Genomic DNA, 15288 nt, shown 5'->3' with positions numbered 1-15288 from the left:
TATGGGGGCTCTGACGAAAGCTGAAATGGCGGAACGTCTTTATGAAGAGCTGGGCCTGAATAAACGCGAAGCCAAAGAATTGGTTGAGCTGTTTTTCGAAGAAATCAGGCACGCTCTTGAAGACAATGAACAGGTCAAATTGTCAGGTTTTGGCAATTTTGATTTGCGTGACAAGCGACAGCGGCCTGGCCGCAATCCGAAAACGGGAGAGGAAATCCCGATCACGGCTCGCCGTGTGGTCACCTTTCGTCCAGGGCAGAAGTTGAAAGCCCGAGTAGAGGCCTATGCTGGAACCAAGTCATAACGACGAGCTCCCGCCGATCCCAGGCAAACGCTACTTCGCCATTGGCGAAGTTAGCGAGCTCTGTGCGGTAAAACCGCACGTGCTGCGCTATTGGGAGCAAGAGTTTCCTCAACTCAACCCCGTAAAGCGTCGCGGAAACCGCCGGTATTATCAGCGCCAGGACGTGCTGATGATCCGGCAAATTCGCGCGCTGCTGTACGACCAAGGCTTCACCATCGGCGGCGCTCGTCTGCGTCTGTCAGGCGATGAAGCTAAAGACGACACCACGCAATACAAGCAACTGATCCGCCAAACGATCTCCGAATTGGAAGACGTTTTACTGGTACTTCGCAAATAAACCTGCATTTAAAATACTTTCGTATTTCAAAAGCTTAAGGTATATTTCTCGACGTTCTAGCAACACGCAACACAGATGTAACGCCTAGTCGGGGCGTAGCGCAGTCCGGTAGCGCACTAGCATGGGGTGCTAGGGGTCGAGTGTTCGAATCACTCCGTCCCGACCATATTATTCAATGACTTAGCCCAACTTTCGCGAGTTGGGCTTTTTCATGTGTGGGGACTTTTGCGTGACTTCTCCAAATTTCACGCCTGCTTCCTCTTCAGAATTGTCAGTACCGACCCGCGCGAGTCGGTTACTGATACCTTGTATGCAGCCTCAATCAGTTGATCCAGCTCTGCCGCTGAGTAATGACTGGTGATGCTTCCGTTCTTATGTCCTAGCAATGCTTTGCAATCCTCCTCAGTCACGCCTGCTGCACGCAGCCTTCTGCCAAAGGTGTGCTTCAGGTCGTGAATGCGGATTCTGGAAAAGCCATCATGTGCTGGCCGCAAATACTTCTCCTGCCATTTCTTCGCCGCCCTGACCCTGGCCTTCTTCCAGGCTGCGTCATTCATGCGGTGAACCATTGTTTCGTCCCCATCGCCGTCTGGCTTGCCGAAAGGGAGGACGTACAGCTTGTGCTGGCCTCGCTGCTTCTCAATGACCGACTTGGTCACGGTGCGGGACACCACCAAGCGTTTATCCCGGTTCTTAACGTTCGACCAGAGAGTTCGAGTGGAATCAAAAAAGCACGGTAACCAAATCCACCACCGCAATCTCCCAATACCATTGAATCTTGCGGACTTCCTGCACCCAACACTTAGTTTTAACCTTGAGCATAGTCTCCATTTACCAGCGGACCAGCCCAGCAGGCCATCGGCATGGGCAGCGAACGCATCACCCTCAAAGGCGCTATCTACGCCGGGTTTAAAGGCGGCCTCAAACAACTCGACACCCTGCGCAGCATCGGCGCCAAGCTCCAGCCACTAGGCCTGACCACTGGCTACGACGACGACGCAGAACCGCTAGCGGCGACGTGCTCGACACCCTCTGCCAAAACTATTACGGCCACCTCAACGGCACGGTCGAAGCCGTGCTCGATGCCAACCAAGGGTTGGCCGATGAGGCGCAACCCTATCGGGCTGGGGTGGTGATTCACTTGCCGGATGTGGTGGGGGCGAGTGAGGAGGGGGTGATGTGTGGGGTTGAATAGTATCTTTACACTAAGCTCCCCTCACGACCTTAATCTCCTGCGCCAAATCGAAGCTTTTAGAAAATGCTTGGGCGCCCAAACTTTTTAGTTTTAAAGTTGTAAGAGATGTGTGTTTGGCTTTAGGTCTGTAGTGGCCTGAGTGGTTGGTAACCATGTATCCGTTACAGGTGTTGACTATGTAGCCAGCGCTGATTACATCATTGTTCAGTCCTAACTTATTTGAGATGTATCTTGTGATGCTCGGATGTGAGGGTGCTATCGCTGGGTCTCCCTTAGGGTAGGAAGCTATCGCTAAGTCGTTATTTTTGTTGAGCACGTATTTGTGGGTTGTGTTTGGCTGATTTAGTATGCTGAGATCATCTGCGGTTTTTGGGACTGTGATTGTAGTGCGTTTGAGTGCTAGATTACCCTTCAGAACAACATCTGCGGCGATATCATAAAAAGGATCGGCATCATGATCAATAAGTGAGGATGTTTTTTTTATACGCGTAGCGCCAATTGCTTTGTATTGAATAGGCGTTCTGTTTCTTTTGAATATGGGGAGATAGCGCAGCACTCGGTCCAGTAAAGAAGCTGCACCACTAGGATCGCTACGATTAATTGGATCGTTTAAACAATAGGCGTATGCATTTAACCCGCCCTTGTCAAATGGACTTAAGTTGTCGGGTGTGTTGAAACGCATCAATACTGGGCTGTAGGCACGGTGGCCGTTACCTAAAATGTAGTGTTGAGTAAAGAAGTCTCTGTGTTCTCCACTGAACTCTAGTAAGCAATTTGAATTTTTTAGGTGTGTGTTGTAGCCATAGCAAGTATAAGATAAGGTTCTGTTAATGTCGGGGCTGGTGGTGTGTAATGTTGAATTGTGGTTGTCGTTAATAAATAAGGCTGTCGTATGTTGGGAGGTGTTTTTTTGTGCGAGAGGTAAGTTTCCGTAGCGGAAGATACTCGTTAGCACCTTGTTGTGTAAGTGTAATGTTAGACGGTTTTCTTGATAGAAATATTGTCTGTTTGAATGTTTATTTTGGTTTGATCCAATTAATCGATCAAGCGGATCGTACTGATAGTAACAAAGAAGATTTGGCATACATTAAGACCTGTTTGAAGATGCTGTGCTTCTAGTGTTTATCAGGGAGTTTGGTGGTTGTATACCTAGCAGATGTGATAGGTGAAGAGGCTTGGCATAGTCATTACTTGGCGAGTTTTTAAGTGCTTCGTCATGCACAGGGCAACTGGTGTTTAAAAAACATCGAAGAAGAACAAACCGCCTTGCTGCAAGGCGGCATCCCCCGTAAACAGGGCTCTATCTTGGAGTTTGTGCGCTATGGCGACGACCTGCAGAACCGCTAGCGGCGACGTGCTCGACACCCTCTGCCAAAACTACTACGGCTATCTCAACGGCACAGTCGAAGCCGGGCTCGATGCCGACCAAGGGCTGGCTGATGAGGTGCAACCGTATCGGGCCGGGGTGGTGATTCACATGCCGGATGTGGTGTGGGCGAGTGAGGAGGGGGTGATGTTGTGGGGGTGACTCTTAGCTCTTGTGCTCTTGCACATACTGTTGCAGTGCTTGATCCAGGCGAGTTTGCCAGCCGCTACCACCCGCTTTGAAGTAGTCCACCACCTCTGGAGAAAGCCGCAACGTGACCCGTTCTTTGAGCGGAGCTTTTTGTGGCCCGCGTTCGCCTCGACGACGAACAGTTGCTTGAGCAAAGAACGCATCAACGGCTGCCGGATCATTGGGGTCATACAACTCACCAGTTTCTGGCGTTACAGGCTCATCGGCAGCGGCTTCACGCTGGACACGTTCCCAATCAGTCTTGCTGGAGGTTTGCATAGTGTTTTCTCTCCTGTTTTGAAGCGCGGCGCAATGAGATAGCTCGAACATCCTGGTCGCGTTCCACGTAAACCAGCACCAGAACAACCCCCATAACCTCGACCATAGCGACGTCCAGCAACCGATCTTCATCCTGTCGAGGCGAGCAGAGTGTGATCTTGTTCGGTGCGTCGTACACCAAGCCAGCATCTGCCAAGTCAAGACCATGCTTGGCAAGGTTGGCTTGACGCTTAGTATCGTCGAAAACGATCATTTATTTTATCGTACTCACAAATAAATAAGCGGGCAAGGCGACTGTGGCAACCAGCAGACAGAAGGCGAGCGGCGAAACTAGCCTGTTTGGGCTTTTTTTAAACCTTCCCTGATTCTGTGTTTTGTGTGGGAATTTTCTAATTTGGAGTATTTATGACCCCCACCTTTCGTATCGTCGCAGACGGCACCGACATCACCTCGTTGATCAATGACCGCCTGCAATTGCTGCCCGGGCGTACCGACCTGTTCGCCGAGCGCAGCATCAACGCCCAAGGCTTCAAGACAGGGCTCGATGGCGAGTACCTGGTGGACTCGGTTGAGCAGGTCTTCACTCTAAGCGGCTGGAGCACCACCGTTGAATGCAACGGGGGGAAGCAAGGGAAAGGCCAGTGGTTTGAAGCCAGCGGTACCACTCAAAATCGTTGACCTCTAACCATCAAAACCCCAAACCCAACCCGCTCTCTGATTTGGTATAAAGCTTAGAAGAAGTACTTAAGGCGTCGGTATTTGTCATAGATGGCTGTCGGTGGTTATCTGGGAATGAGCTGGTAGCAGCTCAATAACGTCACAGAAGAGTTTCCGCTGCTTCCAGTCATTGCGATCGCCAATCACATACAAGCGGCGCTTGGCCCGGGTGGCAGCGACGTTGAGCAGGTTAGGCTTGGACACTGCCCATTCGCGAGCGCCGCCGTTTTCACTGCTCCCACCCAGGACAAGGATGATTATTGCAGCCTCTTTACCTTGCATGGTGTGAATCGTACCGCGCACGATCTTGGTATCTAATCGATCCCTAAGCTGGTTGCGCACGTCCTGAAAGGGCGTGATAACTGCGATGCTATCCAGCGGCACTCCGTCGCTATCAAGCAATGCCAACAAACGTTTGAGCGCCTTACCTTCATTGTCGACCCAATTGCCAGAGGAGCGGCCACTCGCGTGCACCCAGCCGGTGAGTAGACTGGCAGGAGTTTCTTTGGCGGGAGAGGGCTCGATGGTGCCATAGACCATGGCTCCGTCGTAGGCGATGCGATTAGCCAGGTCGAACATTGGTTTGTCACAGCGGCGATGCACCACCAGCGGCAGGCCGACCCAGTGTTTCTTGTCCTTGGGACCAGCCATGCGACCCCAAGGGGTGGCCTGGTCGGCTAAGGTTTGGGCTGACTGGCGATTGGGTAGCCAGTGTGCATCGACTTGATAGCGGGTACGCATGTGTTCGAGCACGGCATCAGATACGGTGACGATCGGTTCCAATTGCAACGGATCACCGACCAGCACTGCCCGGCGTGAACGCCATAGGGCACCCACTGCAGCCTGCGGTGTGGCTTGACCTGCTTCGTCCACCAACAGCCAGCCAATCTCTGCGCAGCCAAGGCTACCGAAGGAGCGGGCGAACGAGGCGAAGGTACTGCTGAGCACCGGTACTACCATGAACAGCGAGGCCCATGCAGAATGTACCACGGAGTTGGTTACCCCCCGATACTGACTGCCAGTAAGCGTGCTGGTGATGAAGTCCAGGTTAGCGCGTAAACGCGAGGCTTCGATCTGGAAGAAGACGCGGTGCAGCTTGAGCGCTTCGATGAATACCTGTGCCCGAGCCTGACGCCAGCCTTCGACTATCCAGGGTTCGAGCAGCTCGATCTCGCTGCCTCTGCCGATCTGACCTTGTTCGAGCCAGACCTGCAAATGCCTGGCCTTGCCCGCCTGAGCAATGCTGCGAGCCTTGTCGAGTTGCAGGGCGGCGTGGAGCACGGCTTCATTGATCTCCTGTTCGTCTCTAGCCAATTGTTGATTGAGTTCGATGAGCCGGCCGCTTAGCCGCTGTGCCTGGCGTTGCGCACAGTCGAAGGCGTCCTTGGCCAAGCTGCAAGTGCTATTGAGCAGTCGTTGCCGAGCTGCCCACGTGCGATGAGCACCCCAAAGGCTGAATAGGTTGGCGAGAAAACCCGGTTTTTTTGCAAGGTGTGCTTCAAGAGCCTGGAGTTCGCGTTGCAGTTGCTCGCGAGCGGGCTTGAGCTGCAGTGTTTCCAGCGTAGCTTGTTCGTCATCGAGACCGCTGCGTTGGGTAAGACGGACTTGGCGCTCCTTTTCCTTCTGTTGTACTCGGGCTTTGGCACTGATCACCGCCTGAACCCGTTCCAGAATGTCGCTGACTTGAGTGCGTATCGCTTGTTCGGCGTTCTTGGCGTCCTGGTATTGCTTTACGGCGGTGCGCCAGAAATTGGTTTTTTCGGCGGACGAGAGCAACTTCATTTGTGGGACTTGCTCGGACAACCATTCGCGCATGCCCTTGGGGGCTGGCTTGTCTTGCGTGTTGTTCGCTACGGACGCGTCGGGCGTTGGATCGCCGTCGTAGAGATCTTCGTCCAAGGTGCCGTTGTTGAAGGCCTCTGGTTGGGAGAGTGTGGATTCGTCTTGGGTCTTATTGGGTGGACGCTTGCCATAGAAGAAGCGATCGACGAACTGGGTACGTTTGGCTTTGCTGCCCAATGCCGCAGAAATCATTGCCCAAGCCGGTTTGCCGCTGGTGAGTTCGCCCAGTTCGCCGAAGTATTCGGCATCGGGCAGCCAGGATGGGTCAACCTTATCCTGCTGGGGCAACTCGAGAGTAACGTTCTCCACGGCACCATTATTGGAGGAGGCTACCACCATTTCGAAGCCAAACAGGCGGGGGTTGAGCTGATAGGCAAAGCGTTCTCGTCCGCCATCATTGGCGGATTCGCGACCATCCTGGATGAAGGCGTCCGAGGCCTTGGTCAACGAGGCCAGTACGTCGGCACGCTGTGTCACCACTGCTGCGATCAGGTCGCGGAGCAGGGTGGTCTTCCCGGTACCTGGCGGACCGTTGACGCCCATTATGCCGGTGTTGTTACTGAGGTTTTGGAGCAGGCTGTTGACTGCCAGTTGTTGGGAGTGCACCAACCCCAAATGTCTTTCGGCAGGCCAGCAGCCGGTCGCATAGCGCGAGGGGGCGAGGCGATCAATCAGAGCCAGATCTGCTTCGGGCTTGTCGAGGTGCAGGTGCTGAGTGGTGTCGTGATGACTCAGGTAGCGGGCCAACGGCTCGCTGGTTTCGCCACGGGCCAGGGCATCGGCCATGTCGGCCAAATCGCTTAGCAGGAAGCTGTTGAGCGGATCGTCTTCTTGTTCGGGCTTGTTCGGGTTGATCGGTGCTGAGCGGAAGCGATGTTCGCGCGGCGTGTCTGCGAAAAAATCATCGAGTCCCAAGGTCTGGCGAATATAGCTTGTCAGCCGTGACAGGTCAGCAGCGTGGACCACGCCACTGAGCAGACTTTTAGCCTGTTCGCGGAGGGAGTCCTGGGTCTCCTCGAAGCCGCGTGTCCAATCTTTTTTGTTGATGGCGCAGCCGACGAACCATGCCTCGCTGGATAGCACCAAGCTATCAACCACCATCATGCCTTGATCGTTGAACTTGAGTGCGTATAGGGCGGTGAGCCTTTGTTGTGGCTCCTTGTAGCCTTCGTCAGCGCCGTAGAGAGTCTCCAACTGGCGAGAAACATCCAGGTTGTTGTAGAGGTGTGCGTAGAGCGTGTGGCTCCATACGCGTTTGTTCGGCAGGCGCTGTCGGCTCAGAGGATTGGCTGGCATCCACGGCAGGATTTGGGCCGAGGTGGGGATATCTTGGAAAAACGGCTGGTAGTCGCTGTCGCGCTTTTTCAGCTTTGGGACTGCCTGAGGTTGCAGCAGTTCGACGGCGTGCCAATAACGGACGATATTTTGCGAATTCATTCACTACGTCCTTCAAAGCGCTGGGGCTTGGATTCCTGGCAGGGAAGGATATCAGGCATGTTGCATCGCTTGATGGCGCCCGGCGCGCAAAAGTGATGCTAATCGTGAGCCGGGTCACTTACCTGAGGGAAACCAGGTGGCGTAGTTGTGGGTGTAATCCTCTTCCAGGTCGATGACTTTTTCGCGGATGCCGGGTACTACATCCGGTTCTCGGTCGAAGGCTGGGCGCAATTCGCGCTCAGCTAGCACTTGGACCACGTAGGCCATGCCTTGCCATTTGTGGCACCAGGCCAGCAGCTGTGGCCGAGTCTCAATGACATAGACCGGCGCGTCGAGTCCTTCGTGTAGGTTCGGAACACGATAGGAGGCATTCATCAGGCTGGGCACGAGAACTTCGCCGCTCTCACTCGCGCCTTCTTCCAGACTGAATCATTCATCCGATGCATTTCGGTACCGTTGTAAGGAAACCCCCATTCCTTGCTGATACCGCGCTGTTTCCCGACGATCGACTTGACCACGCTGTTGCGCATCACCAGGCGCTCATCACCGCTATCTCCCAATCCCATATGGCATCTGCTTAAACAAGTACGCAGTGCTGAATGTGTAAGACTTTTCGACAAATCCTGGCGGAGTTTTGCTGGCAGAGGAGGGTGTCGCCTTTGGCCTTGTCCGTTGTCGATATTTCTCAGCGGCATCTGCACGCAATGCTGTTGCGGCAGCCCAAAGCACACCCTGCAAATGGGGCTCTACCGGCCGGCAGGCCTGATTGACCGTGCGGTTGGACGTATACGCTCTGCAGAAATCCAAACCCGCAGGCGCATGGTTGAGGTTGATCACCACCTCCAACGCATCGGTGGGGGACGGGGTGACCCGCGGCGGCGATTTGCCCGGTTGCAGGCCTTGACACAAGATCAAGGACTGACCGCTGTTTGTGATTTATTGGAAACACGCTCACGCTCATCGTTGCCGGTGAACGTTAGTTTCACCGCCGTGGCGTTGCTGGCAGGGAGGTACGCAGATGGACAATCTGCATCCGTGCTTGTATCGCAAATTTACGATTGTTCAGCCTGGATCTGGAGGTCGATAATGAATGGCATGAATCGCAGGCGTTTTATCGTTGGCGCCGGGGTTGCTGGCACTTGCGTGCTGTTTGGGAGCAGTCCGCTGTTCTCGATGAATCCAACACTGCCCGCTGCCCGCTCCGGGGTCGCACGATTTACCCGTCTGGATGTCAGTGCCCAAGACTTCCCGGTCGGCATTCTGCAGGACTACAGCAATGCCATTGCCACGATGTTGAGCCTGCCGCCGCAAGATCCACGCAACTGGTACCGCCAGGCGCTTGTCCATCTTCTCGATTGCCCACACATCAACTGGTGGTTTCTGCCGTGGCATCAGGTCTATCTTGGCTGGTTCGAGAAAATCTGCCGGGACTTGAGCGGTAACAGTGCATTCGCACTTCCGTACTGGAACTGGACCCACGTGCAGCGTGCGCCCGAGGCATTTTTTTCAGCTGGGCTAGACCCGACTAGTGATATGTTCCAGCAATCCATGTATGTGTTCAGGGACAAGCTCGACGAGACCCTGGACGGAATCTGGAGCGGACTCAGTGATCGACAACGCGTGCTGTTGGGGCTGCGCGGCTACACCGAACTGGAGATCCTCGCCCCGGAGGTGCGGCTGTATTTTATGCAGCACAACAATTCAAGGGATCTTAGCCAGGCCAATCCGGAGTTCGACGACGGTAGTAAACAAGGCACCAGCGCAGAGTCTATTCACCGAGTATTGGCATCGCGAAAATTCGTCGGCTTCGGTGGCCAACTGGCACAGCACCATAGCGTGTTCAGCGGCTCGGATTTATTGGAGAGCCTGCCGCATAATTCGGTGCATGCCGCGGTCGGCGGCACGATGCTTTCGATGTTCTCGCCTATTGATCCGCTGTTCTATCTGCACCACGCCAATGTCGATCGGCTCTGGCAGGTGTGGACTGAAATGCAGACGTCCGAAGACCTTCCTAGTCACCCCGAGCCCGAGCAATTCGAGGCCTGGGCGGGGGAGTATTTTGAATTCTTCAGCGACGAGCATGCCGCGCCGGTACGCGACCTCCCGCTCCAGCACTATCTGCAGGCTGATCGTTTCGACTATTCCTATCATCCGTTGATTGTGGGTGAGACGCGGCCCTTGCCACTGGCGCCGGTACGCAGCGGTACGGTGTACGATTCCATATTGAGCGCCAACAGCATAGGCGCAGACCAAACCATAGATGCTCAGGTGGACGTCCCCGCTGCGGTGCTGCTGGATGCACTGGACCAGGATGGAGCTACGCTGCTGGTGGATGTTCGTATGGAGTATCTGGTACCTGCCAGTGCCTGGGAGTTGGAGCTGCTGCTCATGCCAAACAGCGGCTCTCCTGCGCCCTCCGTATCGATCGGCAAGCTGAAAGTTCTGGACATGCGCATGCCGCATGCAAACGATCAGCATGGACAGCACCCTGCAGGTTCATTCGCTCTAAGCGTGAATGCGGCATTGAGCCGGCTGCATGGCACCGGTGGACTGGATCCAAACACCGCGCTCAAGCTTGCCCTGAACGCAAGTCTGAGCGGACTACGGCCGCCGCAAAGCAATGCACTTCAGATCCATGGCATGCAGGTTCGGGTCGTGGGCTAGTTGTGCCGCCAATCTGTCTGAGGTCACACTGGCGCTTTCGAACCGAGAGGGGCAAACGCCATTCTAGTGTGGTGTTTCAGCAGTAGCCCCTCTACAACCAGGACAAACGTACCAAAGCCTTTCATTGGATCGGTGTATAAATCAGGGCTGAGCTTAACCAATCCTAGTGTGCGGCCACTATTGGTTTGTCTGAGGATGGGTAACTGAAAGCCCGCTGAGTAGCGGGCTTGGATTCAAATCGAAAAGGTACTATCAAGCAGCTTTCGATGGGGTCAAACTTTTCTTCAGGCTTGCTTTGAGAGTAAGCATTTGATCCCCGAGCTCATCAAGTTTGGCTTTTCCCAAAATCTTTTTCGCGTGAGGGAACATGTCGGTTTCTTCTTCTTCAATGTGGTGTTCCAAGAGTTCTTTGATCACTTTCACGCGACCGGCGAACTCTGGGCTTGTCGGATCTGTGCCCTTCAGGTCAGGCAGTACCAGGGAGTCGACTGTGCGGTGCTCCTCTTTGGCTTCATAGTACATTTCTGCCTCAGCTTTACCGCCTGCAGCTTTATAGGCCGGATAAAGGATTTCTTCTTCAAGCTGAGTATGAATGCTTACTTCCAGTTCAAGCTTTTCCAAAAGCTCCGTGCGTTTCTTGACGGCCCGATCAGTCGACTCGCTTAACTGACTAAGAATGCTTTTTACTTTTTCGTGGTCGGCTTTCAGAAGGTCGATGGCGTTCATGGTATTCCCTCACTATCACGGATGGTGGGTGCCGATCTTTGCCGGCAATGTCCCTATGACTGTCGCATTTGCCGTGCCAGTTTTCCGGGAATATTTTTCCGCTTAAATTCAGTCGGTTGCGGTGGAGGGTGGCTAATGGCACTCATGCAGCATGCCCGATCCTGTCTTTCGGACGATGCATAAATCCCTACTGAATTGGTCAAACAGGATTACCTCTCACTTAGTCGTCATTTTAATGAACGCTTCCTGTGCAGGCTGGTCAACCTCATACCACCCCAGCGAGCGCATAGCTGTGGTGACTTCTTCATGAATTCTGCTTGATTGGGTCAGCAACGTGTTCGCTATGAGCGGGCTAAAGGATTCTGAAAGCCCTGCCTGAGCACTGCCCGATCTGACAGAGGATTGATCAACGCACTCGCTGCGCCACGTCCACAGAGGGAATAACTGATGACTTACAAAAAACCATTTGCCGCTTTAACCATCGGGCTGCTTTGCTCACTGTCCAGCCTGTCCTTTGCCGCCGATGAGCCTAGCGTGACTCTTGATCGACCAGGTGCCGGCGCAGTGGAAATGAAGATTGGCGATATAGTCCCGGCTGAATATCAACGTGAGAGCCTGGAAATCAAAGACTGGAAAAATCGCAAGCTTAAAGCACCTGAGCAGCATGAGCAGTGGGTGGAGATCAAGGGCAAATACATGTTGATTAGCGTCCCTACCGGGACCATTAAAGAGATGGTCGACAAGTAATGAAATAGCGCTGGCCTGAGGTCGTGCGCTTCTTTCATAGCGTATGCATTTCGGCCAGGTCAGTACTGTTGCTGCCACTCAAAGAAAAGCCCGCTCGGCGGCATAATGCTGTTCGCTTATGAGATGCGTACGGGTAACTGTAGGAGCGAGCTTGTCTCGCGAGCTTTTAAAAAGTCAAAAGATCGCGAGACAAGCTCGCTCCTACAGGGTTCGCTTTCGCTTATGTGAACAGCATTGCGCTCGGCGGCGGGCTCTTTGAATCGCCCGGATTCTCTGAGCATCTTGCAATAGCTGGCAGTCACTGTTATCTGAAACGCTATCTGGCTCTGGTGCGGCCTAAAATTCTGTTGGTATCTTGCGCAGGGGGAAGCCCAAACACTTTTGCATAATCACGGCTGAACTGTGTTGCACTTTCATAGCCGACTTCGTATGCAGCCGTCATGACGCTCTTCGCGCTTGCCACCATCAGGGTTCTGGCCTGAAGCAGGCGCACGCGTTTCTGATATTGCAACGGGCTCAGGTTGGTTACTGCCTTGAAGTGTCGATGGAACGCCGAGACGCTCATTGACGCTCGTTCTGCCAGGCGCTCAACCCCAATGGGCTGCGCGAAGTCTCGGCGGATCCATTGGATTGCCATGTTTACACGCGCCATTGCACTGTCCGGCGCCGCTATCTCTCGCAACATCCAGCCATGGGGCCCCTGGAGGACCCGAAAGATAATTTCACGCTCGTAAACCGGGGCCAGGGCAGCGATAGCGTCCGGATCACCCATTAATCTCAGCATCCGGACCCAGGCATCCATGAGGTCGCTGGTCATTGACGCAACTGAAAACCCAGGGTTGCTCTCGATACGGCTGGCAGGTTTGGGCAGGTCACTGAACAGCGCTGATAGCACCACTGGGTCGAGCGTCAGGCTGACCGCCAGGTAGGGCTCTCCGGATTTGGCAGGATGTACCGAGCCCACAGCGGGCAACTCGATAGACATGACAAAGTATGTCGCAGGGTCATACCTTAAGGTTCTGTCCCCTACCGTCATGCTTTTACTGCCTTGCAGGATCACATTGATCATCGGGTCATAGACCGCTGCGAGCATGTGCTCAGGAATTTCCCCCTGAACCATGGCCACGCGGGGGATGCCCGTTTCGGTACGGCGATTTTCAGCGGTGGCCGCGAGTGACCTTAGTTCGTTCAGTTGATTGTCCATACCGGCATGCTGAGGCCAGGTGCCAGCAGCCTGCAAGCGAAAAGCACAAACAGGCAGGTTTGGAGCAGGAACAGGTACGTTCCTGGCAGGACCGATAAGTACTCTGGTCATACATTTGAGTGACAGAGGAACAGCATATGAGTGTAATCGTCATAACGGGCGGCAGCCGCGGCATCGGTGCCAGTGCCGCCGAGCATATTGCTCAGCGGGGGCTAGGGGTCATCCTCACTTACAACGCTCATCCAGAGGCGGCCGCCAAGGTGGTCGAACACATCGAAAAGGCGGGTGGCAAGGCGGTAGCGCTCAAGCTTGATGTATCCGACGTTGGCAGTTTTGAGGCGTTTCGCCAGTCAGTGGTCGAGACATTGCACGAGACTTGGGCTGTCACCACGTTGAGCGGGCTGGTGAACAATGCCGGTTACGGTTTGTTCAATCCCTTGGCAACCGTCAGCGAAGCGCAGTTCGATGGACTGTTCAAGGTGCACCTTAAAGGTCCGTTTTTCCTCACTCAAACATTGCTGCCGCTGTTGGCGGAAAACGCCAGCATCGTCAATCTGACCAGCGCCACGACGCGTGTAGCCACCGCCGGCGTTGCACCTTATGCGGCATTCAAGGGTGGGCTAGAGGTGCTGACCCGCTATATGGCCAAGGAATTTGGCGGGCGGGGTATACGGGCCAATGCCGTATCACCCGGTGCCATTCGTACTGAGTTGGGCGGGGGATTGAACGACGAGTTCGAAGCGATGCTGGCCGCGCAAACTGCGCTGGGCAGAGTCGGCGAGCCGGATGACGTCGCGCGCGTCATTGCAATGTTGCTGTCGCAGGACAGTGCGTGGATCAATGCTCAGACCCTCGAAGTCGCGGGCGGCTATATCATCTGAACCCAGAAGGATTTTGTCATGTTAGATCACGTCTTTTTATCCGTGAGCGATATCAGCCGCTCCGTACGCTTTTACGAAGCAGTGTTGACGCCGTTGGGTATCACTGCGCGTCTGGACTACGACGGTAAGGACGGCCCGCCGGGGCATCCTGACTTGAAAGGCTTTGGCGCCAGGGGGCGAGTGTTTTTCTGGTTGCGCGAAGGGATCGTCGAAGGGCGTGCCGCTCACGTAGGTTTTGTTGCAAACAATAAAGCCGAGGTGGACGCGGCCTACAGTGCAGCCATGGAGCAGGGCGCCGTCGACAATGGTGCGCCTGGTGCCCGTTTGCACTACGACCCCGATTACTACGCCGCCAATGTGCTGGACCCGGATGGATACAGCCTGGAATTCGTCTATAAAAAATGGCAGCACACCCAATGAGCACTCTTCTGATCTACGGAGCAACAGGCTACACCGGCCGCATGGCGGCAGAGCGGGCGAAGGCGCTTGGTCTGAATTTTGAAATCGCCGGGCGCAACCACACCCGGCTGGCGGCACTGGCAGCGCATCTGGGCGTACCGTTTCGTGTGTTCGATGCCGATGTTGATGCCGAGAACTCATTGTCTGGCATCTCGGTATTGCTCAATTTCGCGGGACCGTTTGCACACACGGCTGAGGTTTTAATGCGCGCCTGCATCAGGGCCGGGGTCGACTATCTGGACATTACGGCCGAGATCAATGTGTACCGCTTGGCAGAACGGTTAGGCGCTGAAGCCGCTTTACAGCAGGTCATGCTGTTGCCAGGCGTCGGATGGGATGTAGTGCCAACTGATGCGCTGTCGGTGCAGGTGGCCAAGCGTGTTGAGCAGCCTTTTGCACTGAGCATTGCACTTCAGGTGCCAGGCTCAATGTCTCGTGGATCAGCCATGAGTGTCAGCGAAATCATCGGTGCGGGGGTGCTCGCGAGGGTCGCTGGCGAACTCGTTGCAACACCCGATGCGGCGCCCCGTCATTTTGATTTTGGTGAAGGTCCGGTTCTCTGCGTGCCACTGTCTTTCGGTGATCTGGTGACGGGCTGGCATTCGACCGGCATCCCTAATATCGCGATATTTGTGCATATTTCGGGGGACGCTTTTCCAGAAGGCGATCTGTCACTGTTGCCCGAGGGGCCCACCCCTGAGCAGCGGGATGCGCATCGCGCCCGTGCAGCAGTTGAGGTCACAGGCAGCGATGGCGCCATTGCACGCTCAGTCATCGAAACCGTGAATGGCTATACCTACACGCCGCTGGCGGCAGTGGAAGCGGCAAGGCGGGTATTGAACGGTGAGCGCCTGTCGGGTTTTGCAACACCGGCGAAGGTGTTTGGAAGTGGTTTTGCCGAGAGTATCGAAGGGACTCGGATCACCGATTTTTAAGGCTTG

Annotated in this window: 16 protein-coding genes, 1 tRNA gene and 5 pseudogenes; 13 read left to right on the top strand and 9 right to left on the bottom strand. The window is 54.7% G+C overall.

Going from position 1 to position 15288, the window contains the following annotated elements; all coding sequences use genetic code 11:
* The first annotated feature begins 1 nt into the window (after position 1).
* The 3 genes from ihfA to TU84_RS12220 all read left to right on the top strand — a co-directional run bounded on the left by ihfA (position 2) and on the right by TU84_RS12220 (position 807).
* Entirely contained in the window at positions 2-304 is a 303-nt protein-coding gene (gene ihfA / locus TU84_RS12230; RefSeq protein ID WP_002553164.1) for an integration host factor subunit alpha, read from the top strand.
* Entirely contained in the window at positions 285-641 is a 357-nt protein-coding gene (locus TU84_RS12225) for a MerR family transcriptional regulator (protein ID WP_019829202.1), read from the top strand. The genes ihfA and TU84_RS12225 overlap by 20 nt, the downstream gene beginning before the upstream one ends.
* A gap of 89 nt (positions 642-730) precedes the next feature.
* Positions 731-807, top strand: a tRNA-Pro gene (locus tag TU84_RS12220).
* Positions 808-886: 79 nt separating this feature from the next.
* On the opposite strand, the pseudogene TU84_RS12215 reads toward TU84_RS12220, so the two are convergent.
* A pseudogene (locus tag TU84_RS12215) lies at positions 887-1463 on the bottom strand (tyrosine-type recombinase/integrase); the annotation flags it as partial.
* 20 nt (positions 1464-1483) lie between these two features.
* Here TU84_RS12215 and TU84_RS26475 point away from each other — a divergent pair.
* Positions 1484-1636 (top strand): annotated as a pseudogene (locus TU84_RS26475) (phage tail protein); the annotation flags it as partial.
* Between the two features lie 23 nt (positions 1637-1659).
* Positions 1660-1836, top strand: a complete 177-nt coding sequence (locus TU84_RS26470; RefSeq protein ID WP_241486406.1) for a tail protein X — start codon at positions 1660-1662, stop codon at positions 1834-1836.
* Positions 1837-1846: 10 nt separating this feature from the next.
* On the opposite strand, the gene TU84_RS25555 is transcribed toward TU84_RS26470, so the two are convergent.
* Positions 1847-2920: an RHS repeat-associated core domain-containing protein gene (locus TU84_RS25555; RefSeq protein WP_082148703.1), complete on the bottom strand. Its 1074-nt coding sequence runs from the start codon at positions 2918-2920 to the stop codon at positions 1847-1849.
* Between the two features lie 140 nt (positions 2921-3060).
* Here TU84_RS25555 and TU84_RS26465 point away from each other — a divergent pair.
* A pseudogene (locus TU84_RS26465) lies at positions 3061-3183 on the top strand (phage tail protein); the annotation flags it as partial.
* On the top strand, positions 3158-3364 hold the full coding sequence (locus TU84_RS12205; RefSeq protein WP_048369329.1) for a tail protein X: 207 nt from the start codon (positions 3158-3160) through the stop codon (positions 3362-3364). The pseudogene TU84_RS26465 and the gene TU84_RS12205, both read left to right, overlap by 26 nt.
* Before the next feature lie 3 nt (positions 3365-3367).
* Here the strand turns inward: TU84_RS12205 and TU84_RS12200 are convergent, their stop codons facing one another.
* The gene (locus TU84_RS12200) at positions 3368-3670 is read right to left on the bottom strand and encodes a BrnA antitoxin family protein (protein ID WP_048369328.1); all 303 of its coding nucleotides are present in this window, start codon (positions 3668-3670) and stop codon (positions 3368-3370) included.
* Entirely contained in the window at positions 3648-3923 is a 276-nt protein-coding gene (locus tag TU84_RS12195) for a BrnT family toxin (protein ID WP_048369327.1), read from the bottom strand. Before TU84_RS12195 ends, TU84_RS12200 begins: the two co-directional genes overlap by 23 nt.
* Positions 3924-4147: 224 nt before the next feature.
* On the opposite strand from TU84_RS12195, the pseudogene TU84_RS12190 reads away from it, so the two are divergent.
* Positions 4148-4348: pseudogene (locus TU84_RS12190) on the top strand (hypothetical protein); the annotation flags it as partial.
* 84 nt (positions 4349-4432) lie between these two features.
* Here TU84_RS12190 and TU84_RS12185 read toward each other — a convergent pair.
* The 3 genes and pseudogenes from TU84_RS12185 to TU84_RS26460 form a co-directional block, all read right to left on the bottom strand.
* Entirely contained in the window at positions 4433-7666 is a 3234-nt protein-coding gene (locus TU84_RS12185; RefSeq protein WP_048369325.1) for a DEAD/DEAH box helicase, read from the bottom strand.
* Positions 7667-7780: 114 nt separating this feature from the next.
* Positions 7781-8053: a hypothetical protein gene (locus TU84_RS12180; RefSeq protein WP_153438652.1), complete on the bottom strand. Its 273-nt coding sequence runs from the start codon at positions 8051-8053 to the stop codon at positions 7781-7783.
* 5 nt (positions 8054-8058) lie between these two features.
* Positions 8059-8217, bottom strand: a pseudogene (locus TU84_RS26460) (tyrosine-type recombinase/integrase); the annotation flags it as partial.
* Positions 8218-8752: 535 nt separating this feature from the next.
* Here TU84_RS26460 and TU84_RS25235 point away from each other — a divergent pair.
* Complete coding sequence (locus TU84_RS25235; RefSeq protein WP_053225222.1) at positions 8753-10330, top strand: tyrosinase family protein; 1578 nt, start codon at positions 8753-8755, stop codon at positions 10328-10330.
* Positions 10331-10582: 252 nt separating this feature from the next.
* On the opposite strand, the gene TU84_RS12165 is transcribed toward TU84_RS25235, so the two are convergent.
* A complete protein-coding gene (locus TU84_RS12165) occupies positions 10583-11056 on the bottom strand; it encodes a hemerythrin domain-containing protein (RefSeq protein WP_048369323.1) in 474 nt (157 codons plus the stop codon).
* A 447-nt stretch (positions 11057-11503) separates the two neighbouring features.
* Here TU84_RS12165 and TU84_RS12160 point away from each other — a divergent pair, with 447 nt between their 5' ends.
* Positions 11504-11803 carry an RcnB family protein gene (locus tag TU84_RS12160; RefSeq protein WP_048369322.1) on the top strand — a complete coding sequence of 100 codons (300 nt, stop codon included), beginning with the start codon at positions 11504-11506 and terminating at the stop codon, positions 11801-11803.
* Positions 11804-12119: 316 nt separating this feature from the next.
* On the opposite strand, the gene TU84_RS12155 is transcribed toward TU84_RS12160, so the two are convergent.
* Positions 12120-13007, bottom strand: coding sequence for an AraC family transcriptional regulator (locus TU84_RS12155; protein WP_048369321.1), 888 nt, complete (start codon positions 13005-13007; stop codon positions 12120-12122).
* Positions 13008-13144: 137 nt separating this feature from the next.
* Between TU84_RS12155 and TU84_RS12150 the strand changes: the two genes are divergently transcribed.
* From TU84_RS12150 to TU84_RS12140, 3 genes are read left to right on the top strand one after another with little or no spacing between them, the layout of a single operon-like run.
* Positions 13145-13888, top strand: coding sequence for an SDR family NAD(P)-dependent oxidoreductase (locus tag TU84_RS12150; RefSeq protein WP_048369320.1), 744 nt, complete (start codon positions 13145-13147; stop codon positions 13886-13888).
* Between the two features lie 18 nt (positions 13889-13906).
* Positions 13907-14308 (top strand): VOC family protein, encoded by a 402-nt coding sequence (locus TU84_RS12145; protein WP_048369319.1) that lies wholly within the window; start codon positions 13907-13909, stop codon positions 14306-14308.
* Positions 14305-15282 (top strand): saccharopine dehydrogenase family protein, encoded by a 978-nt coding sequence (locus TU84_RS12140; RefSeq protein ID WP_048369318.1) that lies wholly within the window; start codon positions 14305-14307, stop codon positions 15280-15282. The genes TU84_RS12145 and TU84_RS12140 overlap by 4 nt, the downstream gene beginning before the upstream one ends.
* Positions 15283-15288: the final 6 nt, after the last annotated feature.

It is taken from the genome of Pseudomonas helleri, from assembly GCF_001043025.1.
Lineage (GTDB): Bacteria > Pseudomonadota > Gammaproteobacteria > Pseudomonadales > Pseudomonadaceae > Aquipseudomonas > Aquipseudomonas helleri.
This window is presented reverse-complemented; position numbering and strand designations above follow the sequence as displayed.

Excerpts from the sequence above, each read along its gene's own strand:
- ihfA (WP_002553164.1), top strand. The coding sequence starts at position 2 with ATGGGGGCTCTGACGAAAGCTGAAATGGCGGAACGTCTTTATGAAGAG.
- TU84_RS12225 (WP_019829202.1), top strand. The coding sequence starts at position 285 with ATGCTGGAACCAAGTCATAACGACGAGCTCCCGCCGATCCCAGGCAAA.
- TU84_RS25555 (WP_082148703.1), bottom strand. The coding sequence starts at position 2,920 with ATGCCAAATCTTCTTTGTTACTATCAGTACGATCCGCTTGATCGATTA.
- TU84_RS12205 (WP_048369329.1), top strand. The coding sequence starts at position 3,158 with ATGGCGACGACCTGCAGAACCGCTAGCGGCGACGTGCTCGACACCCTC.
- TU84_RS12200 (WP_048369328.1), bottom strand. The coding sequence starts at position 3,670 with ATGCAAACCTCCAGCAAGACTGATTGGGAACGTGTCCAGCGTGAAGCC.
- TU84_RS12195 (WP_048369327.1), bottom strand. The coding sequence starts at position 3,923 with ATGATCGTTTTCGACGATACTAAGCGTCAAGCCAACCTTGCCAAGCAT.
- TU84_RS12185 (WP_048369325.1), bottom strand. The coding sequence starts at position 7,666 with ATGAATTCGCAAAATATCGTCCGTTATTGGCACGCCGTCGAACTGCTG.
- TU84_RS25235 (WP_053225222.1), top strand. The coding sequence starts at position 8,753 with ATGAATGGCATGAATCGCAGGCGTTTTATCGTTGGCGCCGGGGTTGCT.
- TU84_RS12165 (WP_048369323.1), bottom strand. The coding sequence starts at position 11,056 with ATGAACGCCATCGACCTTCTGAAAGCCGACCACGAAAAAGTAAAAAGC.
- TU84_RS12160 (WP_048369322.1), top strand. The coding sequence starts at position 11,504 with ATGACTTACAAAAAACCATTTGCCGCTTTAACCATCGGGCTGCTTTGC.
- TU84_RS12155 (WP_048369321.1), bottom strand. The coding sequence starts at position 13,007 with ATGGACAATCAACTGAACGAACTAAGGTCACTCGCGGCCACCGCTGAA.
- TU84_RS12150 (WP_048369320.1), top strand. The coding sequence starts at position 13,145 with ATGAGTGTAATCGTCATAACGGGCGGCAGCCGCGGCATCGGTGCCAGT.
- TU84_RS12145 (WP_048369319.1), top strand. The coding sequence starts at position 13,907 with ATGTTAGATCACGTCTTTTTATCCGTGAGCGATATCAGCCGCTCCGTA.
- TU84_RS12140 (WP_048369318.1), top strand. The coding sequence starts at position 14,305 with ATGAGCACTCTTCTGATCTACGGAGCAACAGGCTACACCGGCCGCATG.